The 23,044-nt window shown below is 71.2% G+C and carries 22 protein-coding genes and 1 pseudogene; 12 read left to right on the forward strand and 11 right to left on the reverse strand.

Features of this window, described 5'->3' with window-relative positions:
- Positions 1-6 precede the first annotated feature (6 nt).
- Both ACWC09_RS28205 and ACWC09_RS28210 read right to left on the reverse strand, forming a co-directional pair.
- Positions 7-750, reverse strand: a complete 744-nt coding sequence (locus ACWC09_RS28205; RefSeq protein ID WP_450853662.1) for a zinc ribbon domain-containing protein — start codon at positions 748-750, stop codon at positions 7-9.
- Positions 747-1,598: a Nif3-like dinuclear metal center hexameric protein gene (locus tag ACWC09_RS28210; protein ID WP_450853590.1), complete on the reverse strand. Its 852-nt coding sequence runs from the start codon at positions 1,596-1,598 to the stop codon at positions 747-749. Before ACWC09_RS28210 ends, ACWC09_RS28205 begins: the two co-directional genes overlap by 4 nt.
- A 210-nt stretch (positions 1,599-1,808) precedes the next feature.
- Between ACWC09_RS28210 and ACWC09_RS28215 the strand changes: the two genes are divergently transcribed.
- Positions 1,809-3,017, forward strand: a complete 1,209-nt coding sequence (locus ACWC09_RS28215) for a hypothetical protein (RefSeq protein ID WP_450853592.1) — start codon at positions 1,809-1,811, stop codon at positions 3,015-3,017.
- Between the two features lie 96 nt (positions 3,018-3,113).
- A complete protein-coding gene (locus tag ACWC09_RS28220; protein ID WP_450853594.1) occupies positions 3,114-3,269 on the forward strand; it encodes a hypothetical protein in 156 nt (51 codons plus the stop codon).
- Between the two features lie 57 nt (positions 3,270-3,326).
- On the opposite strand, the gene ACWC09_RS28225 is transcribed toward ACWC09_RS28220, so the two are convergent.
- The 3 genes from ACWC09_RS28225 to ACWC09_RS28235 are packed head-to-tail and all read right to left on the reverse strand — an operon-like array spanning position 3,327 to position 6,240.
- Entirely contained in the window at positions 3,327-4,265 is a 939-nt protein-coding gene (locus tag ACWC09_RS28225) for a 3-oxoacyl-ACP reductase (RefSeq protein WP_450853596.1), read from the reverse strand.
- Between the two features lie 11 nt (positions 4,266-4,276).
- Positions 4,277-5,353 (reverse strand): Zn-dependent alcohol dehydrogenase, encoded by a 1,077-nt coding sequence (locus tag ACWC09_RS28230; RefSeq protein ID WP_450853598.1) that lies wholly within the window; start codon positions 5,351-5,353, stop codon positions 4,277-4,279.
- A gap of 29 nt (positions 5,354-5,382) precedes the next feature.
- Positions 5,383-6,240 carry a MaoC/PaaZ C-terminal domain-containing protein gene (locus ACWC09_RS28235; protein ID WP_450853600.1) on the reverse strand — a complete coding sequence of 286 codons (858 nt, stop codon included), beginning with the start codon at positions 6,238-6,240 and terminating at the stop codon, positions 5,383-5,385.
- A 256-nt stretch (positions 6,241-6,496) separates the two neighbouring features.
- On the opposite strand from ACWC09_RS28235, the gene ACWC09_RS28240 reads away from it, so the two are divergent.
- Genes ACWC09_RS28240 through ACWC09_RS28250 form a run of 3 tightly spaced genes read left to right on the forward strand, consistent with a single transcriptional unit; the run spans position 6,497 to position 9,485 of the window.
- Complete coding sequence (locus ACWC09_RS28240; protein WP_450853602.1) at positions 6,497-7,465, forward strand: ABC transporter ATP-binding protein; 969 nt, start codon at positions 6,497-6,499, stop codon at positions 7,463-7,465.
- Positions 7,465-8,181 (forward strand): ABC transporter permease, encoded by a 717-nt coding sequence (locus ACWC09_RS28245; protein ID WP_450853604.1) that lies wholly within the window; start codon positions 7,465-7,467, stop codon positions 8,179-8,181. The genes ACWC09_RS28240 and ACWC09_RS28245 overlap by 1 nt, the downstream gene beginning before the upstream one ends.
- A gap of 26 nt (positions 8,182-8,207) precedes the next feature.
- Positions 8,208-9,485 (forward strand): sensor histidine kinase, encoded by a 1,278-nt coding sequence (locus ACWC09_RS28250; protein WP_450853606.1) that lies wholly within the window; start codon positions 8,208-8,210, stop codon positions 9,483-9,485.
- Here ACWC09_RS28250 and ACWC09_RS28255 read toward each other — a convergent pair.
- Positions 9,463-11,019 (reverse strand): alpha-L-arabinofuranosidase B, encoded by a 1,557-nt coding sequence (locus tag ACWC09_RS28255; protein ID WP_450853608.1) that lies wholly within the window; start codon positions 11,017-11,019, stop codon positions 9,463-9,465. The two genes, ACWC09_RS28250 and ACWC09_RS28255, sit on opposite strands and share 23 nt — an antisense overlap.
- A 233-nt stretch (positions 11,020-11,252) precedes the next feature.
- Here ACWC09_RS28255 and ACWC09_RS28260 point away from each other — a divergent pair, with 233 nt between their 5' ends.
- The gene (locus ACWC09_RS28260) at positions 11,253-11,885 is read left to right on the forward strand and encodes a response regulator (RefSeq protein ID WP_450853663.1); all 633 of its coding nucleotides are present in this window, start codon (positions 11,253-11,255) and stop codon (positions 11,883-11,885) included.
- A gap of 27 nt (positions 11,886-11,912) precedes the next feature.
- On the opposite strand, the gene ACWC09_RS28265 is transcribed toward ACWC09_RS28260, so the two are convergent.
- The 4 genes and pseudogenes from ACWC09_RS28265 to ACWC09_RS28280 all read right to left on the reverse strand — a co-directional run bounded on the left by ACWC09_RS28265 (position 11,913) and on the right by ACWC09_RS28280 (position 15,969).
- Positions 11,913-12,731: a hypothetical protein gene (locus ACWC09_RS28265; RefSeq protein WP_450853610.1), complete on the reverse strand. Its 819-nt coding sequence runs from the start codon at positions 12,729-12,731 to the stop codon at positions 11,913-11,915.
- A complete protein-coding gene (locus tag ACWC09_RS28270) occupies positions 12,731-13,270 on the reverse strand; it encodes a SigE family RNA polymerase sigma factor (protein ID WP_450853612.1) in 540 nt (179 codons plus the stop codon). Before ACWC09_RS28270 ends, ACWC09_RS28265 begins: the two co-directional genes overlap by 1 nt.
- Before the next feature lie 64 nt (positions 13,271-13,334).
- Positions 13,335-14,701, reverse strand: a pseudogene (locus ACWC09_RS28275) (MFS transporter).
- Positions 14,702-14,778: 77 nt separating this feature from the next.
- Positions 14,779-15,969: a lipid-transfer protein gene (locus ACWC09_RS28280; RefSeq protein WP_450853614.1), complete on the reverse strand. Its 1,191-nt coding sequence runs from the start codon at positions 15,967-15,969 to the stop codon at positions 14,779-14,781.
- A gap of 164 nt (positions 15,970-16,133) precedes the next feature.
- Here ACWC09_RS28280 and ACWC09_RS28285 point away from each other — a divergent pair, with 164 nt between their 5' ends.
- From ACWC09_RS28285 to ACWC09_RS28305, 5 genes are all read left to right on the forward strand, one after another.
- Positions 16,134-17,870 carry an MFS transporter gene (locus tag ACWC09_RS28285; RefSeq protein WP_450853616.1) on the forward strand — a complete coding sequence of 579 codons (1,737 nt, stop codon included), beginning with the start codon at positions 16,134-16,136 and terminating at the stop codon, positions 17,868-17,870.
- A 305-nt stretch (positions 17,871-18,175) separates the two neighbouring features.
- Positions 18,176-18,826 carry a class I SAM-dependent methyltransferase gene (locus ACWC09_RS28290; RefSeq protein WP_450853618.1) on the forward strand — a complete coding sequence of 217 codons (651 nt, stop codon included), beginning with the start codon at positions 18,176-18,178 and terminating at the stop codon, positions 18,824-18,826.
- A gap of 204 nt (positions 18,827-19,030) precedes the next feature.
- Positions 19,031-20,008 (forward strand): N-acetylmuramoyl-L-alanine amidase, encoded by a 978-nt coding sequence (locus tag ACWC09_RS28295; protein ID WP_450853620.1) that lies wholly within the window; start codon positions 19,031-19,033, stop codon positions 20,006-20,008.
- Positions 20,009-20,091: 83 nt separating this feature from the next.
- Positions 20,092-20,874 carry a hypothetical protein gene (locus ACWC09_RS28300; RefSeq protein WP_450853622.1) on the forward strand — a complete coding sequence of 261 codons (783 nt, stop codon included), beginning with the start codon at positions 20,092-20,094 and terminating at the stop codon, positions 20,872-20,874.
- A 117-nt stretch (positions 20,875-20,991) separates the two neighbouring features.
- A complete protein-coding gene (locus ACWC09_RS28305; RefSeq protein WP_450853624.1) occupies positions 20,992-22,002 on the forward strand; it encodes an LLM class F420-dependent oxidoreductase in 1,011 nt (336 codons plus the stop codon).
- A gap of 17 nt (positions 22,003-22,019) precedes the next feature.
- Here ACWC09_RS28305 and ACWC09_RS28310 read toward each other — a convergent pair whose 3' ends face one another.
- Entirely contained in the window at positions 22,020-22,589 is a 570-nt protein-coding gene (locus tag ACWC09_RS28310; RefSeq protein WP_450853664.1) for a hypothetical protein, read from the reverse strand.
- Between the two features lie 137 nt (positions 22,590-22,726).
- Here ACWC09_RS28310 and ACWC09_RS28315 point away from each other — a divergent pair, with 137 nt between their 5' ends.
- Positions 22,727-23,014 carry a hypothetical protein gene (locus ACWC09_RS28315; protein ID WP_450853626.1) on the forward strand — a complete coding sequence of 96 codons (288 nt, stop codon included), beginning with the start codon at positions 22,727-22,729 and terminating at the stop codon, positions 23,012-23,014.
- Positions 23,015-23,044 lie beyond the last annotated feature (30 nt).

The raw sequence follows: 23,044 nt of genomic DNA on the forward strand, positions 1-23,044 counted from the left end.
AGACTCCTAGAGACCGGACTCGGCCGTACGCACCAGGATGCGGCGGCAGTTCTCGCAGCGCACCACCGTGTCGGGGGCGGCCGCGCGGACGTCGTTGAAGTCGGTGATGGACAGCTCCTGGCGGCAGCCCTGGCAGGTGCGCTGGTACAGCTTGGCCGCGCCGATGCCGCCCTGCTGGTCGCGGAGCTTGTCGTAGAGCCCCAGCAGGTCGGCGGGGATCGTGCCGGCGATGACCTCGCGCTCCTTCGTCACCGTGGCCACCTCCCCGTCGATCTCCTCGAAGGCGGCGCTCCGGCGCGCGGTCGCGTCGTCGATCTTCGACTGGACGGAGGAGACCCGCTCGGTCAGCTCGCGCACCCGCTCCTGCACGGACTCGATGCGCTCCATGACCTCCAGGACGACGTCCTCGAGGTCGCCCTGCCGCTTGGCGAGGGAGGCGATCTCGCGCTGGAGGTTCTCCAGGTCCTTCGGGGAGGTGACCGCGCCGGAGTCCAGACGCTGCTGGTCGCGGGCGGCGCGCTGGCGCACCTGGTCCACGTCCTGCTCGGCCTTGGTCTGCTCGCGGGCGGTGTCGCTCTCCTCGGTCTGCGCGGCGACGAGCAGGTCGCGCAGCTGGGTGAGGTCCTTGGTCAGCGACTCGATCTCGGTGTGCTCGGGCAGCGACCTGCGCCGGTGCGCGAGCTGCTGCAGACGTACGTCGAGGGACTGGACGTCGAGGAGTCGGATCTGGTCGGCGGGCGCGGCGTTCAGTTGGGGGCTCCTGCGGTTGATTCAGAGGAGGCCGCGTGGGCCGTCCAGGGGTCGGTGACCGTCTTGGACACGTGGACGCGCAGGTCCCATCCATGCCGGTCGGAGATCTCGTCGAGCTGGGTGGCGGCCAGCTCGCACCAGGGCCACTCGGTGGCCCAGTGCGCCGCGTCGAGCAGCGCGAGGGGGCTTTGGGCCACCGCCTCGGAGGTCGGGTGGTGGCGCAGGTCCGCGGTGAGGAAGGCGTCGACGCCGGCCGCGCGGACCTGGTCGAAGAGGCTGTCGCCGGAGCCGCCGCTGACGGCGACCGTGCGGATCGTCGCCTCGGGGTCGCCGGCGACGCGGATGCCCTGCGCGGTGGCGGGCAGCCGCTCGGCGGCCTTCCGGGCGAACTCGCGGAGCGGGAGCGGATGGTCGAGCTCGCAGACACGGCCCAGGCCGCGGCGCCCCTGCGGGTCGGCCGGGTCCGGCACGAGGGGTCGTACGACCCGGAGGTCCAGCGCTCCGGCCAGGGCGTCGCTCACGCCCGGGTCGGCGGTGTCCGCGTTGGTGTGGGCGACGTGGAGCGCGATGTCGTTCTTGATGAGGGTGTGCACGACACGGCCCTTGAAGTGGGTGGCCGCGACCGTCGTCGTACCGCGCAGATAGAGCGGGTGGTGGGTGACCAGCAGGTCGGCGCCCAGCTTCACCGCCTCGTCGACGATCTCCTGGACCGGGTCGACCGCGAGCAGGACCCTGCCGACCTCCTGGTCGGGGTCGCCCACGACGGTGCCGACCGCGTCCCAGGACTCGGCCCGCTCGGCGGGCCACAGGTTCTCCAGCGCGGCGATGACTTCAGACAGACGGGGCACGACTGAAAGGCTACCTGGCTGATCCGGGCGGCTGAACCGAAGCCGACGGGTACCGAGGGCGCGGGGCTCCCGGTCGGCCACGCCCAGCACACCCGCCCCCGTTCCCTCAGGCGAATCGTTCCGCTGCCACCCTTATGTGTGAAGCAGGAGCCTCGTGATGTCACGCGTGTGCGTGCGAAAACTAGCGTCGTGGCCGGAGGTGACCAGACGATGACGGCCTGTGCGTACGAGCCCGAGACCGCCCTCGAGGACGGTGCCCCGCGGGCAGGCTGCGCCATCACCGCGGACGGTGCCTATGCCGCCCGCCTCACGCTGGACGGCGACTCCTGGTTCCCGGAGCGCTGGACGCTGGACGGCCCGGAGCCGTACGCCGTCCCGCTGCCCGGCAACCAGCCCGAGGAGCCCGGCACCGAGGTGCAGCCGATGGGTGACGGACGGGTGCTGATCCGGCGGATGACGGAGGGACGGCACGTCTTCTCCCTTCTCTATCCGAGCGGCCCCGGCACCGGCGAAGTGCTGCTCGGCGCGGTCGAGTGCCCGGACGAGGGGACCCGTCTGTCGCTGCTGCCGCCGGCGCCGTGCGGCGAGAAGGCGTACGCGCTCGCGGTCGGCCGGCGTTCCAGCACGCTGTGGCTGGTGGCGGGCGGGGCCTTCGGTCCCGAGCACCTGACGGAGATCCCGGGCCGCTGCTCGGGCGGGGCGTGGCTGGACCACGCGGGCCGGATGCTCGCCCTCGACCGGGAGGTCGGCGGCCCGACCAAGACGATCGTGGTCGACCTGGAGCGGGGCGGCGAGGTCTCCCCCTTCCTCCAGATCACCGACGGCAGCGACGACCGGCTGCTGCTGGCCGACCCGGACAGCGGACTGCTCCTCATCCGCTCGGACGCGCCGTCGCCGGGCGAGGACCGGCTGGGCTGGGGCGTGCTCGGCAGCACCCTGCCGGTCCGCTTCCCGGAGTGCCTGCGGGTGCCGGACTGCACGGTCACACCGTTCGCCATCCAGCCGGGGCTGGTCCTGATGCCGGAGAGCTGTGCGGTGGCGCTCAGGGTGGACGGGCCGATGGGCGGCTGGGTGGGGCTGTGGCGGCCGGACCGCCGGCAGATGCTCCATCTCCCGGCGCCGGAGGGGTGGTTGACGGGCGCGGGGCTGTGGACCAGGGACGGGGTGCTGCATCTGCCGTACGCGACGGCCGAGGTGCCGTGCGGCGTGGCGCGGATGGCGGCGCCCTCGGGGGAAACGGGGGGATCGGGGGGATCGGAGGACGGGGGACCGGAGGATCCGGTGGGTGCCGATACAGCGTGCACGGCCGATACGGCCGTGCAGGCGACGTCGGCATCGGAACCGGATCCTCCGGAGCCCGCCGCACCGCGTCCTGTGCCGCTGCGGGAGGCTCCTCTGGCACGTCTTGTAACGAAGTAGTGCCGATGGGCGTGCCCGCCTGGATTCGACCCGAGGTCCGCTGGTTAAACTCGCCGGGCTGTAAGAAAGATCGTGTTGACGGGGTGAATCCTTCCGATGAGCGACACAAGCACCATGCAGCCGCTGTCCGCCGATGCCCAGGAGGACGCCGGTCACGGCCGTCACCGGGGCGCGGGTTCGGTCCAGGACGGTGACACGGCCCCTCGTGGCCGCCACCGCAAGCCGGCCGAGGACACCGAGGCAGCTGCCTGAGGGTACACACGAAGGGGCCCGCACATCACCGACGATGTGCGGGCCCCTTCCTTGTGTCTACGTCCGCTTGAGGCCGAGTACTTCGGCCGCCCCGAACGTCTCCCCCTCCGGCCGCTCCGCGTAGTGCGGACTGAGTACGGCGTCCAACTCGTCGTAGGTGAAGGTGTCCTGCTTGCTGTCGAACTTCGCCCGCACCCTCGGCCGGTCCACCACCGCCACCATGCCGCCGTGCACCACGAACAGCTGGCCGTTGGCGCGGGACGCGGCGGGCGAGGCCAAGTAGCCGACGAGCGGTGCTACATGTTCGGGCGCGAGCGGGTCGAGGCCCTCGACCGGCTGCTCGAAGCCCGCGAAGACGTCCTCGGTCATCCGGGTGCGGGCGCGCGGGCAGATGGCGTTGGCCGTGACGCCGTACTTGGCGAGGGCGAGGGCCGTCGAGGTGGTCAGGCCGACGATCCCGCCTTTCGCGGCGGCGTAGTTGGGCTGTCCCGCCGATCCCGCCAGGAAGGCCTCGGACGAGGTGTTGACGATACGGCCGTACACCGGGCCGCCCTCAGCCTTGGACCGCTCCCTCCAGTGCGCGGCCGCGAAGTGGGTCGTGTTGAAGTGGCCCTTGAGGTGGACCCGGATCACCGAGTCCCACTCGCCCTCGGTCATGGAGAAGACCATGCGGTCGCGCAGGATGCCCGCGTTGTTGACGAGGACGTCGAGCTTGCCGAACTCGCTCACCGCCAACTGCACCAGTTGCCGGGCCTGCTGGAAGTCGGCCACGTCCCCGGTGTGGGCGACCGCGCGACCGCCGGCCTCGCGGATCTCGGCGGCGACCTCCTCGGCGGGGCCCGTGGAGGCCTCCCCCGAGCCGTCCCGGCCGGGCTGGCCGTAGTCGTTGACGACGACGGCCGCGCCGAGCCGGGCGAGTTCGAGCGCCTCGGCCCGGCCCAAGCCCCGGCCGGCGCCGGTGACGATGGCCGACAGTCCTTCGAGTGGCAGCGACACGGACACCCCCGTCAGATCTCGATGCACGTACGCAGCGCCGCGCCCGTCCGCATCTGGTCCAGCGCCTCGTTGATCTCGCCCAGCGGCACCCGGTGCGTGATCAGGCCCTCCAGGTCGACGCGACCGGCCCGCCACAGGGCGATGGTGCGCTCGTAGGAGCGCAGGACGTCGCCGCCGCCGTACATCGACGGCAGGATCCGCTTCTCGTCGAAGAACAGCTCGAACATGTTGAGTTGGAGGAAGTCGTCCATGGCGCCCGCGCCGACGACCACGAGGGTGCCGCCGCGCCGGGTGTTCTCGTACGCCGTGCGGGCGGTGGCCGACCTGCCGACGACCTCGAAGACGTAGTCGAAGCCCTCGCCGCCGGTGACCTCCTGCTTGGCGGCGGCCAGTTCGTCGGGCGAAACGGCCCTGGTGGCTCCGAACTTGAGCGCGGACTCACGGCGTGAGGCGACCGGGTCGACGGCGACGATCTCCGCCGCGCCCTTGAGCCGCGCGCCCTGGATCGCGGAGATGCCGACGCCCCCGCACCCGATGACGGCGACCGACGAACCGGCCTCCACATCGGCGGTGTTGAGGGCGGCACCGAGCCCGGTGGTCACCCCGCAGCCGATCAACGCGGCGATGTCGAAGGGGACATCGTCCGGAATCGGCACCGCGCAGCCCGCGTCGACGACGACCTCCTCGGCGAAGGTGCCGGTCCCGGCGAAGCCGAACACATCGCCGCCGGGGCGCTTGAAGTTGGGGGTGCCGGCGTTCATGAACCCGGCGAGACAGAGCTCGGTCTGGCCGCGCTTGCAGGCGGGACACGCGCCGCAGGCCGGCAGCCAGCACACGACGACCCGGTCACCCGGCTTCAAGTGGCTCACGCCTTCACCGACTTCGAGGATCTCGCCCGCACCCTCATGTCCCGGCACGAAGGGTGCCGGCTGCGGCAGCACCCCGTTCATGGCGGACAGATCCGAGTGGCACAGGCCCGTGGCCCGCACCCGTATCCTCACCCGCCCGGGCCCGAAGCCCACCGCCTCGACGTCGTCGAGGACCTCCAGCTTGTCCTGGCCGATCTCGTGCAGTACGGCTGCTCGCATGGTGCGGCTCCCCTCGACGGCGTTATGGCTCAGGAGTGTTCGACGATCGTGTCGGCGAGGACGGGCGCGTCGTCCCGCTCCACCGCGCTGACGGCGACCCTCACCCGGGAGTCCCCCTGCCACATCCGGATGCGCAGGGTCTCCCCCGGGTACACGACCCCGGCGAACCGGGTGCCGTAGGACCGCACCCGGCTCACGTCCCCGCCGAGCAGCGTGTCGACGACGGCCTTGAGCGTCATGCCGTAGGTGCACAGCCCGTGCAGGATGGGCCGCTCGAAGCCGGCGCGCTTGGCGAAGTCGGGGTCGGCGTGCAGGGGGTTCCAGTCGCCGGAGAGGCGGTAGAGCAGGGCCTGGTCCTCGCGGATGGCGCGTTCGACGATCCGGTCGGGCTCACCGGCGGGTGGTTCCAGGCGGGTCGAGGGGCCGCGGTCGCCACCCCACCCGCCCTCTCCCCGTACGAAGATCTGGGCGTCGTTGGTCCACAACGGGCCGTCAGCGTCGGCGACTTCGGTGCGCATGACCAGGACGGCCGCCTTGCCCTTGTCGTGGACGGCGGCGATCCGGCCGGTGGCGGTCGCCGTGCCCTCGACGGGGATCGGGCGGTGCAGGGTCAGCGACTGGCCGCCGTGCAGGACCTTGGCGAGGTCGACGTCGATGCCCGGCATGGACAGACCGCTGATCACGCCGGGCGAGCCGGAGCCCGCGACGGTGGCGAAGCTCGGCAGGACCTGCAGCCGGGACTCCAGGGTGTAGCGCAGCTCGTCGGGGTCGGTCGCGGGGAGGCCGGCGCCGATGCCGAGGTGGTAGAGCTGGACGTCCTTGCGGTCCCAGGTGATCTCACCGGACCGGGGTTCGGCGGCGAGGGCCTTCGCTGCGTCGATGGGCATACGGCTCCTGGTGGTTCGGATGGCTCAAGACCCCGGCGCGGCCGTCCGCACCGTCGGCCGCGCCGAGGTCGTCACGGTGGCCGATCTAGAACGCGTTCCAGTCCGGCGCCCTCTGTATAGCCCAGTGGTCCGTACTTGTGAAGGCTCCTGACGCCGTGTCAGTTCCATGGCCGCGGGCCATCCGTGACATTTGTCCTGCCCGAGTCCCTACAAGCGCATCTGCCGGGCGGGGCCCGGGGTTCGTAGCGTCGTAGGCATGACGAAGACGACGGGGACACCGCCCGCGGTGTCCTTCACGGGGGCGGTCAAGAGTTTCGGCAGCGTGCGTGCTGTCCAGGGCGTGGACCTGCGCATCTCGCGGGGCGAAACGGTGGCTCTGCTCGGCCGCAACGGCGCCGGCAAGTCCACCACCATCTCACTGCTGCTCGGCCTGACCGAGCCCGACGAAGGCGGCGTCGAGCTGTTCGGCGGCCCACCGGAGGCCTCGGTGCGGGCGGGGCGGGTCGGAGCCATGCTCCAGGAGGGCCGTGCGGTCCCCCGGGTCACCGTGCGGGAGCTGGTCACCTTCGTGGCCGGCCGCTATCCGGCGCCGATGCCGGTCGCGCGGGCCCTGGAGCTGGCCGGGATCGCCGATCTCGCGGGGCGCCGGGTGGACCGGCTGTCCGGCGGGCAGACGCAGCGCGTGCGCTTCGCGGTGGCCCTCGCCGGGAACCCCGCGCTGATCGTCCTGGACGAGCCGACGGCAGCGCTGGACGTGGAGGCGCGGCACGCCTTCTGGGCGTCGATGCGGTCGTACGCCCGCCTCGGCCACACGGTGCTGTTCTCCACGCACCACCTGGAGGAGGCGGACGCTTACGCCGACCGCATCCTCGTCATCGACGCCGGCCGGATCGTCGCCGACGGCACGGGCGAACAGCTGAAGCGGGCGGTGGGCGGGAGCCTGGTCGCCTTCGACCTGGCGGGACGGGGCACCGCTGGGCTCGAACTGCTGCCCGGAGTGCTGTCGTTGGAGGTGCGGGGGGATCGGGTGCGACTGCGTACCGACGACTCGGACGCGACGGTGATGGCGCTCGCCGGGCTGGATGCGATACGGGGGTTGGAGGTCGCGCCGGCCTCTCTGGACGAGGCGTTTCTCTTGCTGACCGCGCACGGAGGCTCCGCCCCCGGACGGGCTGGGCTGCACGGGCCGGCACTGCATGGCCCGCGCGAAACGGAGGCGTCGTAATGCTCGACTACCTGCGGCTTGAGGTTCGCCGGACCCTCCGCGACGCCGGTTTCGTCATCGGCGGGATCGCGATGCCCGTGCTGATGTATCTGCTCTTCACCCACCTCGGTGCGGACGACGGGGGTTGGAAGACCGGGGCGATGGTCGGGATGGCCGGTTACGGTGCCGTCGGGTGTGCGCTGAACACCGGTGGCGGGGTCGCCGAGGATCGGGCGATCGGGTGGCTGCGGCAGCTGAGGGTGACGCCGATGACGCCGCGTCAGGTGGTGATCGGGCGGACGCTGACCGGCTCCGTGACCGTGCTGCCGGCCATCGTGGCCGTGCTCGTGGCCGGCGGACTGCTGAACGGCGTACGGCTGGACGCCTGGCAGTGGGCGACGATCGCGCTGCTGCTGTGGCTGGGCTCGGTGCCGTTCACGCTGCTGGGCCTGGGCAACGGCTACCGGCTGACCGGGCAGACCACCGGCGTGGCGAACATGGCCTGCAACCTCGGCCTGGCCGTCCTGGGCGGTCTGTGGTTCCCTGTCACGCTGTTCCCGGACTGGCTGCGCACCCTCTCGGGATACACGCCGACGTACCGCTTCGCCCAGCTGGGCACGTCGGTCGCGGCCGGCCACGCCCCGGCGCCCGGCGCGCTCGCGGTGCTGACCCTGTGGCTGCTGGCATTCGGTTCGTACGCTGTGCTGTCGTACCGACGCAGCGCGGGGAACATCTGACCGGGGGGCATGAGATGGACTGTGACATGACATGGCGGCGGAAGGTGCTGGGCCTGCTGGGGGTCTGGCAGGCGTCGCGGGCCGTGTGGAAGAGCGACATGGAGCGCTTCAAGGAACAGCAGAAGGCCGCCCGCAAGGGCGGGAAGGTCCCCGACAGCATGGGCCCGCCGGCCACCGGCTTCGCTCTGCTGCCCTGGCTGCTGATGGGGATGGGCTCCTTCTCCAACCTGCTCCAGGGCAAGACCCCCAACCCGGTGATCGGCGGCGTCGGTCTGCTCGCCTTCAACTCCCTGTACATCTATGTGACGTTCCGCTCCTTTGTGAAGGAGAAGCGCGAGGAGAGGTCCACCCGGGCGGCCCTGCTGGTGATGGCCCTGCTGACCACGGGTCTGGCCATCGGCTACGGCGGCAACTGGCTGATGTTCTTCCCGCTGCTCGGCCTGGCGACCGGCGCGGTCGTGCGCGGGCCGTGGCTGGGCAGGACGGGCATCCTGCTGGCCGCGTTCGCCGCCCTCGTCACCGCTCTCCGCGGCGGGTCGGACCCGGGCAGCATCGGCTACGGCACCTTCCTGTCGACCATGGTGACGGCCGCGATCCTCTCCCTGTCCGAGGCCGTACGGCAACTGCAGGCCGCCCGCGAGAAGCTGGCCCTGCAGGCGGTCGAGAAGGAGCGCCTGCGGTTCTCCCGCGATCTGCACGACCTGCTCGGGCACACCATGTCGGTGATCGTGGTGAAGTCGGAGGCGGCCCGCCGCCTCGCCCCGCGGGACCTCGACGCCGCGCTCGCCCAGATCGCCGACATCGAGTCCGTCGGCCGCCAGGCGCTCACGGAGATCCGCGAGGCCGTGACCGGCTACCGCGAGGGCAGCCTCGGCACCGAACTCGACCGGGCGCGCTCGGCGCTGGACGCGGCCGGCGTGGAGCCGACGGTGCGCCGCGTGGGCGCGCCCCTCGCCCCGCAGACCGAGGCGCTGCTCGCGTGGGTGGTGCGGGAGGCGGTCACCAACGTCATACGGCACGCGGGCGCGACCCGTTGCGAGATCAGCGTGAGCAGCGCCTTCGAGCGCGTACGCCTCACCGTCACCGACAACGGCACCGTGGAGGGCGAGCCGTCCTCGCCGTCCCTCCCGGGCATCGGCGGCACCGGCCTGAAGGGCCTGACCGAGCGCCTCGCGGCGGCCGGCGGCTCCTTGCGGGCCGGACCGTCGCCGCGAGGCGGTTTCACGGTCACCGCCGAACTCCCGCTGGAGCCCGGCGATGCCGTGCCGGCCCCCGAGCCGGTTACGGCGCCCAGGGCGCGCTGACCACCCAGCTCACGTCGTCCGTCCAGGACGTGGCGCTGTCGAAGTCGTTCGAGCCGCCGTCACTGGCCGCGTAGACGTTGAGGTTGTAGTGCCGGATGAACCTGGTCGGGTAGTTGTACGACGCGAACGACGTCCCCGTGCCGCTCTTGCCGGTCGTCGGGCAGAACGTGGCGTCGGATCTGAAGATCGCCGTGCCGTCCATGGGCTGGCGGTAGAGCTTGAAGTTGTAGTGGCGCAGGAAGTCGCCGGGGTAGTTGCGCGACTCGAAGGAGACACAGGAGCTGTTGGCCAGGCCCTTGCGGACGATCCAGGTGGCGTCGTTCTTGTCGAGGGTCGAACTGCTCGACGTGATGGCGGAGATGACCGCCGCGTTGTTCTGGTGCCGGATGTAGTCGGCGGTGCAGCAGGAGGTGGTCGCCTTCAGCGATATCTCCGAACCGGGCGTCAGCGAACCGGTGGAGCCGGTCGCACCACCGTAGCCGACCGAGGCGATGTTGGCCTGGACGGAGTTGTCGGCCGCGTCCGTCGGGATGCCGGAGGTCATGACGCCCTCGAAGAAGGAGCCGATGGAGCCGTTGCTGTTGTCGCCGCCGGTGCCCAGGACGATCGCGCCCTCCTGGTGCATGGGCGAGTAACCGCTCGCGTTGGTGGGCTCACTGCCGGAATAGGTGGTGGTCAGCCCGCCGGATTGCGCGTTACCCCATTTCAGTGCGAAATGGTCCTGGCCGTTGTTCTTCAAAAGCGCGGTCACGAACGGCAGCGCGCCGGTGCCCGTGTTGGACGAGTTCGTGCTGTAGCCGAGGTTGGACTGGAACAGGCCGTTCTCCAGGTCGGCCTGCACCCAGGGTCCACCGCCGTAGCAGGGCGAGAACCAGCACTCGGTGCCGAAGTTGATCGCGTCCATGTGGCCGTTGCCGGTGTCCTTGTTGTTCGTCTCGGCGTTGCCGTAGTCGAAGCAGCACCTGCCGTTGACATGGGTGCCGGAGGTGACCATGTACATCCCCTCGGCCCCGCCGTTGGTGGCGACGCCCGAGGTGGAGTTGTCCCGGTAGCCCATGCCGGCCGAGATCTCCAGGCCGTAGACCTGGTGCCCGCCGACGGTCACCGGCAGGGCGTCCGCGGGCGCCCCGACATCGGCCGCTCCGGCGCCGCCCGCGCCCTCGACCGTGAGGTCGTTGTGGCGCGAGGACTGGTCGTAGATCTTGGTGATGATGCAGGTGGTGCCGGAACAGAAGGAGTCCTGGGCCGCGGCGTTGGCGTATCCGCCGGCGGCCAGCAGCCCGATGTTCGTGGTGGCGCTGTCGGAGGCGCGCTGCACCTGATACAGCGAGCCGTTGTACGCGGAGTACAGCGCCCTGACCAGACTGTGCGCGGCGACGCAGGGGGTGCCCGCGGCGGCATAGATGTCACAGGGCAGCGAGCCGGCGGCCTGGGCCTGCGGGACGCCGACGGCGAGTGCGAGCACGGTGATCAGCGCGGAGAGCGCCGCCAGGGTCGCGGTTCTGAGTCTTGAGAACACGGTGAGCCTCCTCATTGTCCGATATCCCGAACAGCGTTCGACGAAATTATCGAAACAAATTCACTGGTCGAAATGCCGAACAATTGCGAGTGGGGGTGCGGGCACGGGAATTGCAAAGGCGAACTCTCAATGCAGAGGCGATTGTTGGGCCACCGTCAGGAACCGTCAAGCCTCCCGGAACCGAACTATGTCGATTCTTTAGTTGGGCCCGCGGCCCGCCCGCGCCCTACCCTTGGGCCGTGGACGAGATACCCCGGGACCATCGCCCGGCGAAGAGCGTGCGGGTTCTGCTCGCCGAGGACCAGGGAATGATGCGGGGCGCGCTCGCCCTGCTGCTCGGTCTGGAGGAGGACCTGGAGGTCGTCGCCCAGGTCGCGGCGGGCGACGCCATCGTGGACGCCGCGCTCCTTCACCGCCCGGACGTAGCCCTGCTGGACATCGAACTGCCCGGCATGAGCGGCCTGGACGCGGCGGCCGAGCTGCGCGAGCAGGTGCCGGACTGCCGGGTGCTGATCCTGACCACCTTCGGGCGGCCCGGCTATCTGCGCCGGGCCATGGAGGCCGGGGCCGCCGGCTTCCTGGTGAAGGACGGCCCCGTCGAGGAGTTGGCCGCGGCGATCCGCCGGGTGCTGACCGGCGAGACCGTGATCGACCCCGCGCTCGCGGCCGCCGCGCTCAGCGCCGGGCCGAGCCCGCTCACCGCCCGCGAGTGCGATGTCCTCAAGGCGTCCGTGGACGGCGCGACCGTCGCCGACATCGCGGCCCGGCTGCACCTGTCCGAGTCCACGGTCCGCAACTACCTCTCGTCGGCGATCGGCAAGACGGGCACCCGCAACCGCATGGAGGCGGTGCGGGAGGCCCGGCAGCAGGGGTGGCTGTGACGCCTCCCCCGGCCCCGCCCGGGCCACCTACTTGGTCACCTCCGCCGACTTGTACGACGTGTCCTTCGGCGCGAGACAGACGAACCAGTTGACCGGGCTGCCGTCGGCCGGCCGGATGGTCATGTCTCCCATGTTGACGGAGCCGGGGTCGGTCGTGAGACGGACGACCGTGCTCGTGCCGTCCTTCCACCTGCAGGTGACCTCTCGGGCCGTCTTCGCCACCTGGCCGATGACGAGGCGCTGGGGTCCCTTGTTGCCCGTCAGCGGGACCGCCCCTGCTTCGAGGTCCTTGCCCGACATGGCATCCCAGTGCCTGACCGTGTCGAACATGACCGTCCTCGGCTTGTCGGCGTCCCCGTAGAGGCGGCTGACGAAGTACGAGGTCTTGCCGATCAGGTCGGACGCGTGGGAAGCGTCGGCCGGCGACAGCCCGTACAGCGCCATCGCCGCGAACTGGGCCTCGGCCTCCGCCTTGTTGCGCGGGGCGTCCCACACCTGGAGGTCGACCTCCCACTGCTTGCCGTGATCGGTGCCGATCGCGAGCGCGCTGCTCCTCGGCTGGTCCACATGGCGCGGCTTGGGCGCCGGTGGTTGAGTCGCCACCCGCGTCGGGCTGTTCCCGTCACCGTGCGTCAGGCCCGCCGCCGCCAGGGTCCCCGTCGACCCGGCGATCGCCAGCGCCACGACCGTGCCCACCGCCCACCGCCGCGTCCGGCGCCGCCGGCCACCCCGCATCACCGCCTGCGTGGGGGCTATACCGATCTCGACCCCGTCCGCCGCCTCGGCCAGCAGGAGGGCGATGTCCCTGTCCGTCATGTCGTGGCTCGCTTCCCGGTCCGCGCTCATCACTTACGCCCTCCCTGCGTCACCGTCTCGGCCAGTCCCGGTATGGCGCGGAGTTTCGCGATCCCCTTGGCCGCGTTGCTCTTCACCGCGCCGACGGAACAGCCCATCGCCTCCGCCGCCTGAGTCTCCGTCAGGTCCTCCCAGTAGCGCAGGACCACCGCCTCCCGCTGCCTCGGCGGCAGCTGGGCCAGCGCCTTCAGCAGGACACCCCGGTCGTCGGCCTGGGCGATGCGGTCACCGGTGTCGGCGACCTCGCGGACCAGGCCCGAGTCGTCCTTCGGCGCCAGGAACTCCCGCAGCCTTCTGCGGTGTTTGCGCGCGTGCGCGTTGATCATCACGCGCCGTACGTACGCCTCCGGATCGTCCGCCGAGCCGACCTTGCGCCAGGCCACGAAGACCTGCTCGAGCGTCGACTGGACCAGGTCCTCCGCGGCGTGCTGCTCCCCCGTGAGGAGAAAAGCCGTCCGCACCAGCCGCGGCCAGCGGCCGATGACAAAGCTCTGGAACTCCGTGTCCCGAGCCTCCCTGCGATCCCCCATGGGCACCTCCTAGATGTCTAAAGGAGTCCATGAGCCGCTCGGACCGTTGCCTCTGCTGGAGGATTCACTTCGACAATCTCGAAGAAGTGTTCCGCGGCAGCCACACCAGCATCAGCGCGACCCCCGCCACGAGCACCCCCGCCCCCGTCCGGAACACCAGCGCGTACCCCTCGGTCAGCGCCGCCGGCCCGTCACTGCCCGCCGACCGGGCCGCCGCGATCGTCGACATCACCGCGAGCCCGAGCGAACCGCCCATCGTCCGCGAGGTGTTGACCAGTCCCGACACCAGCCCGGCCTCTCCGGGCGCCGCCCCCGACGTGGCGAGGGACCCGAGCGGGGTCGCCGTGAGACCCGCGCCCAGCATCATCAGGATCCCCGGGAACATGATCTCGGTCGGATAGTTCCCCTCGGTCGTCATGAGCGACTGCCGGCCGAAGCCGACCGCCGCGACGACCGTCCCCAGCGCCGCCACGTTCCGCGCGCCGAGCAGCGGCATGAAGCGGGGCGCGGACTTCGAGCCCACGAGCACCGCCAGGGAGCTCGGCACCAGCGCCAGACCGGCCTCCAGCGGTGAGTAGCCGAGCACGTTCTGGGTGTACAGCGTCATGAAGTACCACATGCAGAACATCGCGGACCCGCACAGGAACATCGCCGCGTTCGCCGACGACACCGCCCGCGTCCGGAACAGCCCGAGCGGCATCAGCGGAGCCGCCGTACGCGCCTCGACCAGCAGGAACGACGCGATCAGGGCGACCCCGGCGGCCAGCGGCACCAGCGTCGCGGCCGCCGCCCACCCCTCGGCCTCGGTCTGCGAGATGCCGTAGGCGAGCGTCCCGAGCCCGGCCGTCACCAGCACCGCGCCCGGCAGGTCGAGCCGCCGCCCGTCCCCGTTCCGGCTCTCCGCCAGCCACTTCACCGACGCGGCCGGCACCACCGCCCCGACCGGCACGTTGATCAGCAGCACCCACCGCCACGACAGCCAGTCCACCAGCGCCCCGCCGACCAGCCCGCCGGCCGCACCGCCCCCGGCGCCCACCGCGGTCCAGGTCGCTATCGCCCGCGCCCGCGCCGCGCCCTCCGGCACGGCGGACGTGAGAATCGTCAGCGTCGAGGGCGCGAGCACCGCCGCCCCCAGCCCCTGCACGGCCCGCGCGACCAGCAGCTGCCCGCCCTCCTGTGCCAGCCCGCCGCCCAGCGAGGCCAGGGTGAACAGGGCGAGCCCCACCAGGAACCTCCGCCCAGAGGGGGCACCCCCAGCAGGCCCTGCGCGCTCAGCCCGAGGTCGGCCCGCATCGACGGCAGCGCCACATTGACGACGGACACGTCCAGCACGACCAGGAACTGGCCGGCGCACGCGAGCGCCACCACCAGCCACAGGGGAGGAGCGGTACGACGGGACGAACTCCGGGTGACGTCAGCGGCTTCCAACATGTCCGTCATGCTCTCAACCGGGTTGCGCCCCTTGCATCGGGATGTCGTCCTACGACCTACGACGGCCCCTCCACGCCTTACGATGCGGCCCGCACCATCGTCACCACCGCCGCCCCGCCCAACCCGATGTTGTGCGCGAGCCCGACCTCCGCCCCGGGCACCTGCCGCTCCCCGGCCTTCCCTCTCACCTGCCAGACCAGCTCGGCCACTTGGGCGATCCCGGTGGCCCCCAGCGGATGCCCCTTCGAGATCAGCCCGCCGGACGGATTCACCACCCACCGCCCGCCGTACGTCGTCGCCCCGGACTCGACGAGCTTCCCGGACTCCCCCTCCCCGCACATCCCGAGGGCCTCGTACGTCAGCAGCTCGTTGACGGAGAAGCAGTCGTGCAGCTCCACGACGTCCACGTCCTCGATCCCGAGTCCGGAGCGCTCGTACACCTGCCGGGCCGCCTCCCGCGACATCGGCTGCCCGACGACGTCGATGCAGGACCCGGACGCGAAGGACTCCTCGGTGTCCGTCGTCATCGCCTGCGCGACGATCTCGACCAGCCCGGTCAGCCCGCGCGCCTGAGCGAACCGCTCCGACACCACCACCGCGGCCGCCGCGCCGTCCGAGGTCGGCGAGCACTGGAGTTTGGTCAGCGGACGGTGGACGGTCCGCGCGGCGAGGATGTCGTCGACCTCGTACACATCCCGGAACTGCGCGTACGGGTTGTGCGCCGAGTGCCGGTGGTTCTTGGCGGCGACCGCGGCGAGCTGCGCCTCCGTCGTGCCGTACCGCTCCATGTGCTCGCGGGCCGCGTCGCCGAAGATCTGCGCGGTGGGCGGCGTCATCTCGAAGCCGTGCCGGGCGGCCATGACACCGTAGTGCCGGGCGACGGGAGACGTGGAGAAGTCGCCACCGTCGGCTCCCCCGCCCAACGCTCCCTTCTTCATCTTCTCGAAGCCCAGCGCCAGCACGCAGTCGGCGCCCCCGCCCTCCACCAGCTGCCGCGCCAGCATCAACGCGGTCGATCCGGTCGCGCAGTTGTTGTTGACGTTGTAGACGGGGACACCGGTGAGACCCAGCTCATAGGCGGCGCGCTGGCCGGCCGTGGAGGGCTGGAAGCAGTAGCCGACGGGGACCTGCTGCACCTCGCCGTACGAGACCCCGGCGTCCGCGAGCGCCGCGCCGCCCGCCTCCCGCACCATGTCCCAGTACTGCCAGTCCCGTGTCTCGGGCTTCTCGAACTTGGTCATCCCGACCCCGGCCACATATGCCCTCATGGCGCGCGAGACTAGAACACGTTCCACAAACTCACCAGACCCCTGACGGCCGATCAGATCCCCAAGACCCGGTCAAGAATTCGTTAGAGGCCCGAAGCAACGGAATAGTTGCCTGTGCATACGAGGTTTACCGTGCACTTATCTCTTCTCGGAGGCCTCACGCAATGACCCACACGACGAACGACCAGCCCACCCGGAGAGCGAGCGGGGCCGTGGTCCCGGTACTCGCCTTCGCGGGCATCGTTGTCGCGGTGATGCAGACCCTGCTCGTCCCGGTCATCAAGGACCTGCCGCAGCTGCTGGACACCGCACCCAGCAACGCCACCTGGGTCCTGACCTCGACGCTGCTCTCGGGCGCCGTGGCCACCCCGATCATGGGCCGCCTCGGCGACCTCTACGGCAAGCGGCGGATGCTGATCCTCAGCCTCGCGGTGATGGTGGTCGGCGCGCTGGTCAGCGCCTTCACCAGCACCCTGCTCCCGATGATCGCCGGCCGTGCGCTCCAGGGCTTCGCGATGGGCGCCATCCCGCTCGGCATCGGCCTGATGCGCGACATGCTGCCCCGCGAGAAGCTCGGCTCGGCGATGGCCCTGATGAGCTCCTCGATCGGCGTCGGCGGCGGACTCGCGCTGCCGCTCGCGGCCCTGGTCGCCCAGCACGCGAACTGGCACGCCCTCTTCTACGGTGCGGCGGGCCTCGGCGTCGTCTCGATCCTCCTCACCCTCCTCGTCGTACCGGAGTCCCCGATGCGTGCCGAGGGCTCCTTCGACGTCCTGGGCGCGATCGGCCTCTCCGCGGGGCTGGTCCTCTTCCTTCTCCCCATCACCAAGGGCAGCGACTGGGGCTGGACGTCCGGCACCACGCTGGGCCTGTTCGCCGCGTCGGCCGTCATCCTGCTCCTGTGGGGCCTGTTCGAACTGCGCTCCAAGGCACCGCTGGTCGACCTGCGCACCACGGCCCGCCCGGCCGTCCTCTTCACCAACCTGGCGTCGATCATGGTCGGTGTCAGCTTCTACGTCGTCTCGCTCGTCCTGCCCCAGCTGCTCCAGCTGCCGAAGGCGACCGGCTACGGCCTCGGCCAGTCGATGGTCGTCGCGGGCCTGCTGGTGGCCCCGCTGGGCGTGACGATGATGTTCACCGCCCCGGTCTACGCCCGCCTCTCCGCCAAGTACGGCCCGAAGGTCACCCTGATCCTCGGCATGCTGATCATCGCGATCGGCTACGGCGCCGGTCTCGGCCTGATGAGCGCGGCCTGGCAGAGCCTGGTCATCGCCGTCCTCCTGGGCATGGGCATCGGCCTCGCGTACTCCTCCCTCCCCGCCCTGATCGTCGGCGCGGTCCCGGCCTCGGAGACGGGCGCGGCGAACGGCCTGAACACCCTGATGCGTTCCATCGGTACGTCGGTCTCCAGCGCCGTCATCGGCATGGTGCTGGCCAACACCGCGAACACCGTGAACGGCGTCGAGATCCCGACCATGCACGGCTTCCGGGTCTCCTTCCTGATCGCGACCGGCGCCGTCGCCGTCGGCCTGCTGATGGCCCTGTTCCTGCCGAAGCCGAACCGCGCCCCGCAACTGCGCGCCAGCAGCGAGGAGGAGGCGAACATCGAGCGCGCCGAGGAGGTCCTGCGCGGCTTCCGCGGCCGCGTCCTGGACGCCGAGGGCGGCCCGGTCGCCCGCGCCAAGGTCACGCTGATCGACCGGCGGGGCCGCCAGGCGGGCGCGACGCTCTCCGGCGCGGACGGCAGTTATGTCCTCGCGGTGCCGGGCGAGGGCGCGTACGTCCTCGCCGCGCGGGCCGTCGGACACGGTCCGCTGGCCTCGTCGGCGACGCACGGGGGCGAGGAGCGGCCGGTCGACCTGGACCTCTCCCTCCCGGGCGAGTCGGTCGCCGCGCACTGACGCACTCCGATACGGCCCTCTCCCCTCGGTCGCGAGGGGAGAGGGCCGTTCTCATGTCCATGCGCAGATGGCGCCGCGAACGGCGGGCAGGGGGCGGGGAATTGGTCGGGACGGTGTTCCGCAGCGAGGACACACCGGCCGCGGACCGGTTCGACCACGGGCGCGACCCGCTCGGCCGCACCGGGTGCGGGCGCCGGCCGAGCGGTCGTGGCGTGCCCCTCGGTCGCCCGCCTACCGACGAGTACGGCAGCATGGGCACCGAGAGCCACACGTCTGTTGCGACCCCCTTTGGAAAGGCAGGCCCCATGCCCGCGGCACCCAAGCCGGAGATCCTGGCCGCGTTCGAGGCCGCGAAGGGGTTCATGCCCACGGGCGAGGGCCTCGCCCTGTACGCGGCGGCCGTGGAGGCGGGCGCGCTCGGGCTGCCCCTCCTGGAGGTCGGCACGTACTGCGGCCGCTCCACGATCCTGCTCGCCGACGCGGCCCGCGAGACGGGCGTGACCGCCCTCACGGTCGACCACCACCGCGGCAGCGAGGAGCAGCAGCCCGGCTGGGACTACCACGACCCGGAGACGGTGGACCCGGAGATCGGCCTGATGGACACGCTGCCGACGTTCCGGCGGACCCTGCACCGCGCCGGCCTGGAGGAGCACGTCGTCGCCCTGGTCGGCCGCTCCCCCCAGATCGCGAAGTTCTGGGGCACTCCCCTGGGCCTGGTCTTCATCGACGGCGGCCACACCGACGAACACGCCACCGCCGACTACGAGGGCTGGGCCCCCCACGTCACCGAAGGCGGCCTCCTCCTCATCCACGACGTCTTCCCCGACCCCGAGGACGAGTTCACCGGCCAGGCCCCCTACCGCGTCTACCTCCGGGCCCTCGCCTCCGGCGCCTTCACGGAGATCGCGGCGACCGACTCACTGCGGGTGCTGCGGCGAACGGGAGCGGGGATCTGAGGGCGCGGCCCTCCTGTCATCCGCGCGTGCGGACACTCTGAGCGAACGGACATACCCGGCCGGCGAGTGGTCTTGGCGGGCGCGGGGCACGAGGCACCCCCAGGGCCCCATGACCGGGAGCGGTGGACGGTGCCCCCTCGTGGAGCCTCGTGCAACGCCTCATGCAACCAATGGACCCCATGCCCGGCCGCTAGGGTGGCAGACGTGTCGTACCTAGGCCCGGAGTTCGATCCGCCCCAGCCCCGCCGTCCCCGTCGCAGCCCCCTGACCGTGGCCGTGGCCGCGCTCGTGCCGGGGGCGTTGCTCGGATGGCTCGTGTACGAGGCGGTCGGCGGGTCGGGGGACGGAGGGGGGTCGGCGCACGCGACGGTGCGGACGTCCACGTCGGCGGCGTCGACCGGTACCACTGCCTCCGGTTCCGGCTCCGGCACCGGCTCCGACGACGCCAAGCAACCGAGCCCGACACCGGCCTCCCCCACCTCGTCCGCCACCGCCGCCTCCGGCTCCCTCAAGGGCAAGGTCATCGTCATCGATCCGGGCCACAACCCCGGCAACTTCCAGCACACGGCCGAGATCAACCGCAAGGTGGACATCGGCACGAACTGGAAGGAGTGCGACACGACGGGCACCTCCACCAACGCGGGCTACACGGAAGCCCAGTTCACGCTGGACGTCTCCCACCGCCTCAAGGCACTGCTGGAGAAGCAGGGCGCGACGGTGAAACTGACCCATGACACCGGCTCCCCCGCCTGGGGCCCCTGCGTCGACCAACGCGCCCGCATCGGCAACGACGCCCACGCCGACGCCGCGATCTCCATCCACGCCGACGGCTCGGCGGCCGGCAACCGCGGCTTCCACGTGATCATGCCGGGCTCCGTCCACGCGGGCGCCGCGGACAACCGCGCCATCGTCGACCCGTCCGCCGCCCTCGGCCTGCGCGTCGCGGCCAACTTCGTACGCGTCACGGGTGAACCCGCGTCCAACTACATCGGCAAGGGCACCGGCCTCGTGACCCGCACAGACCTCGGCGGTCTCAATCTGTCAACGGTTCCCAAGGTGTTCATCGAGTGCGGCAACATGCGCGATAGCAAGGACGCGGCACTGCTCACCAGCGGAGCCTGGCGGCAGAAGGCGGCACAGGGAATCTCTGAAGGAATCGTGAGTTTCCTGCGCGCTTCGTGATCGCCGGTCGGATCCCTGCGGACACCCAGGTCGGGTGGGCGATAGGGTCTACCGACGACGAGACGACCTACGAAGGACCTGAAGTGAATATCCGCTCCCTCACTCGAGGCGACGGTGCGGTGATCGGGGCAGCGGTGTTGCTCTTCATCGCGTCGTTCCTCAACCTCTACACGGTGTCCGGCTACGACGTTGACGTGAACGCGTGGGACAGCCTCGGCACGGGCCTCGGCCTGTACATGGGCGGAGTCATCGGTGGCGCCCTGATCGTTGTCAACCGCTGCCTCCCGCAGCCGCGCAAGGTCGCCGGTCTCGATCTCGGAGTGGTGGGCACGGCGTTCGGCGTCCTCTCGGCCTGGAACCTGTTCTGGTACCTGGTGGACAGCGGCAAGAACACCAGCCCCGCCGGCGGCCTCATCCTCGGCTTCATCGCCGCCCTCGTCCTGGCCGGCGCCGCCGTCGCCACCCCCCTCGTCCCCGCCCTCCAGGCGGCCCTGATCCCGGCCCCCACCCCGCAGGCGCCCCAGCCCTACGGCGCCCAGCAGCCCGGTGGCTACGGCTACCCGGGCGCCCAGCAGCCGCAGTACGGCGGTCAGCCGCAGCCGGGTCAGCCCTACGGTGCCCAGCCGCAGCCCGCGCAGGCGCAGGCCCAGCCGCCGGCGCCGGCCGGGGACTTCTCGCCGTTCTGGTTCGCCGTTCCGGTGCCGCGGCCGCTGTTCGCGGAGGACGGTTCGCCGACGCCGATCGCCGAACTGGCGCCGGGCACCTGGTACCTGGCCGTCGAGCAGCGCGGCCCGGGCCTGGTCGCCCAGACGCAGGACGGCCGCCGCGGCGTGCTGCAGGACACGTCCGGCATCCAGCGCGGCTGACCAGCAGGACCACGGGCCTACCGGCCCCTCGCCCTTCCGGGCGGGGGGCCGTTGTCGTACAGTCGCTGCCCGCAGCCCATAACTGACTGACCGTCAGATATCGGAACCGGAGGCGTCATGCGACTCGGTCTCTCCCTCGGCTACTGGGGCCGCGGCCCCTCCGCGGACCATGTCCCGCTCGCGCAGGAGGCCGAGCGGCTCGGGTACGACTCCGTGTGGACCGCCGAGTCATGGGGTTCGGACGTCTTCACACCACTGACCTGGATCGCGGCGCAGACCTCAAGGATCAAGCTGGGGACGGCCGTTGCGCAGATGGCCGCGCGGTCGCCCACGACCACCGCCATGCACGCGCTCACGCTCGACCACCTCTCCGGCGGGCGCGTGCTGCTCGGGCTCGGGTTGTCCGGGCCGCAGGTGGTGGAGGGGTGGTACGGGCGGCCGTTCCCGAAGTCGCCGCTCACCGCGACCCGTGAGTACGTGGACGTCGTACGGCAGGTGCTGCGGCGGGAGGCGCCGGTCGTGCTGGAGGGGCGGTTCCACTCGCATCCGTACCGGGGGGAGGACGGGACCGGGCTCGGCAAGGCGCTCAGGTCCATCACGCATCCCCTGCGGGCCGAACTGCCCGTTCTGCTCGGCGCGGAGGGGCCGAAGAACGTCGAGCAGACGACCCGGATCGCGGACGGCTGGCTGCCGTTGTACTGGTCGCCGACCCGGCCCGATGTCTACGGTCCCGCGGTTCAGCAGCTCCCCGAGGGCTTTCTCGTCGCCCCCATGGCCCAGGTGCGGGTCTGTGACGACGTACGCGCAGGGCTGCTGCCCGTGAAGACCATGCTCGGCTTCTACATCGGCGGTATGGGGCACGCGGCGCGCAACTTCCACGCCGATCTGATGGCGCGGATGGGGTACGAGGAGGAGGCGCGGCGGATTCAGCGGCTGTTCCTGGAAGGGCGCCGGGAGGAGGCCGTGTTGGCCGTGCCCGACGCCTTCGCAGACGAGATCTCGCTCGTCGGGCCGCGTGAACGCATCGCCGAACGGCTGGAGTTGTGGCGGAAGGGGCCGGTGACCGACCTGCTGGCACTGGCCCCGGACCGCGCGTCGCTACGGGTGCTCGCCGAGCTCAACTCCTAGGGCTGTTGCGAAAGTCCCTAGGAGCCACTGGTCAGTTCACTGGCCGACGGGACCTTGTCCTTCACCTCGGCACCCGCGCTCTTCCCGGCGTCCTTCACCTTGTTGATGATGTCGTCGAAGGAGCTCGCCGTGGAGTCCGTCGAGTCGCCCTTGCGCAGCTTGGACGGGAGGTCCTTGAGGGCGTCGATGCCGGCGGCGAGCGGGGCGAGGGCCTTGGAGAGAGTGGGATCGCCCTGGGCGTTGCGGGTGGCGGCCTTCAGACGGTTGTACGCGAACGCGCCCGCGAGACCCGCCTTGACCAGCGCGAGCTTGCGCCCGTGCGCGCCCTTCTTGAACTTGCCGGCCTTCCAGGGCTTCACGATCCACTGGTACGTCGCCCCGGCCGCGAGCCCCGCGTTCGCGACGAAGCGGGTCTTGGCGAACTTCTGCCGTTCGGCGGAGGTACTGGGGCTGGGGGTGTCGGCAGCGGCGGCGACGGCTGCCGTGTCCTGGGCGGTGTCGCTCCCACGGGAGCAGGCGGTGCCGGTGGCGAGGAGGGCGCAGCACAGGGTGAGCGCCACGAGCAGGCGCCGTACGGGGACGGACAGCGGTACGGGCACGGGTCCTCCGGGGTTCTCTCCCCGAGTCGGTGTCTCCTCAGGCAGCCTGCCCCGGACCGGTGTGCTGCGCCACTCGGGGGAAGCCGTTCGGGTTTCATCCGGGAAGCGGCGGCAATCCGCAAGGTATGTCTCGATATAGCAGCGGCAATCGGGCCGGGGCGGTCATAGCGATCGTCGCCGACGTCATGGCCCTCATCCTGGGCCTGTGGATTCTGATGTACCTGATGGACGCCAACCGTGCCAACGACCTGGTGCAGTTCGTCCACAACGCGGCCGACTGGCTGGCGGGCTGGTCACGCGACCTGTTCACCTTCGACAAGGCCTGGGCGCGCGTGATCGCGGGCTACGGCCTGGCAGCGGTCGTCTACCTGTTCGTCGGCCACGCGATCGCCGGCCGGATGCAGCGGCACTGAGCCTCCGCCGGAAGGACGGGGGGTGAACCT

The organism is Streptomyces sp. NPDC001617 (assembly GCF_053596855.1).

What these genes read in the sequence shown, in the direction of transcription:
- ACWC09_RS28215 (WP_450853592.1), top strand. Translation starts at nt 1,809, where the DNA reads ATGACGGCCTGTGCGTACGAGCCCGAGACCGCCCTCGAGGACGGTGCC.
- ACWC09_RS28220 (WP_450853594.1), top strand. Translation starts at nt 3,114, where the DNA reads ATGAGCGACACAAGCACCATGCAGCCGCTGTCCGCCGATGCCCAGGAG.
- ACWC09_RS28230 (WP_450853598.1), bottom strand. Translation starts at nt 5,353, where the DNA reads ATGCGAGCAGCCGTACTGCACGAGATCGGCCAGGACAAGCTGGAGGTC.
- ACWC09_RS28235 (WP_450853600.1), bottom strand. Translation starts at nt 6,240, where the DNA reads ATGCCCATCGACGCAGCGAAGGCCCTCGCCGCCGAACCCCGGTCCGGT.
- ACWC09_RS28240 (WP_450853602.1), top strand. Translation starts at nt 6,497, where the DNA reads ATGACGAAGACGACGGGGACACCGCCCGCGGTGTCCTTCACGGGGGCG.
- ACWC09_RS28245 (WP_450853604.1), top strand. Translation starts at nt 7,465, where the DNA reads ATGCTCGACTACCTGCGGCTTGAGGTTCGCCGGACCCTCCGCGACGCC.
- ACWC09_RS28250 (WP_450853606.1), top strand. Translation starts at nt 8,208, where the DNA reads ATGACATGGCGGCGGAAGGTGCTGGGCCTGCTGGGGGTCTGGCAGGCG.
- ACWC09_RS28255 (WP_450853608.1), bottom strand. Translation starts at nt 11,019, where the DNA reads ATGAGGAGGCTCACCGTGTTCTCAAGACTCAGAACCGCGACCCTGGCG.
- ACWC09_RS28265 (WP_450853610.1), bottom strand. Translation starts at nt 12,731, where the DNA reads ATGAGCGCGGACCGGGAAGCGAGCCACGACATGACGGACAGGGACATC.
- ACWC09_RS28270 (WP_450853612.1), bottom strand. Translation starts at nt 13,270, where the DNA reads ATGGGGGATCGCAGGGAGGCTCGGGACACGGAGTTCCAGAGCTTTGTC.
- ACWC09_RS28280 (WP_450853614.1), bottom strand. Translation starts at nt 15,969, where the DNA reads ATGAGGGCATATGTGGCCGGGGTCGGGATGACCAAGTTCGAGAAGCCC.
- ACWC09_RS28285 (WP_450853616.1), top strand. Translation starts at nt 16,134, where the DNA reads ATGACCCACACGACGAACGACCAGCCCACCCGGAGAGCGAGCGGGGCC.
- ACWC09_RS28290 (WP_450853618.1), top strand. Translation starts at nt 18,176, where the DNA reads ATGCCCGCGGCACCCAAGCCGGAGATCCTGGCCGCGTTCGAGGCCGCG.
- ACWC09_RS28305 (WP_450853624.1), top strand. Translation starts at nt 20,992, where the DNA reads ATGCGACTCGGTCTCTCCCTCGGCTACTGGGGCCGCGGCCCCTCCGCG.
- ACWC09_RS28315 (WP_450853626.1), top strand. Translation starts at nt 22,727, where the DNA reads ATGTCTCGATATAGCAGCGGCAATCGGGCCGGGGCGGTCATAGCGATC.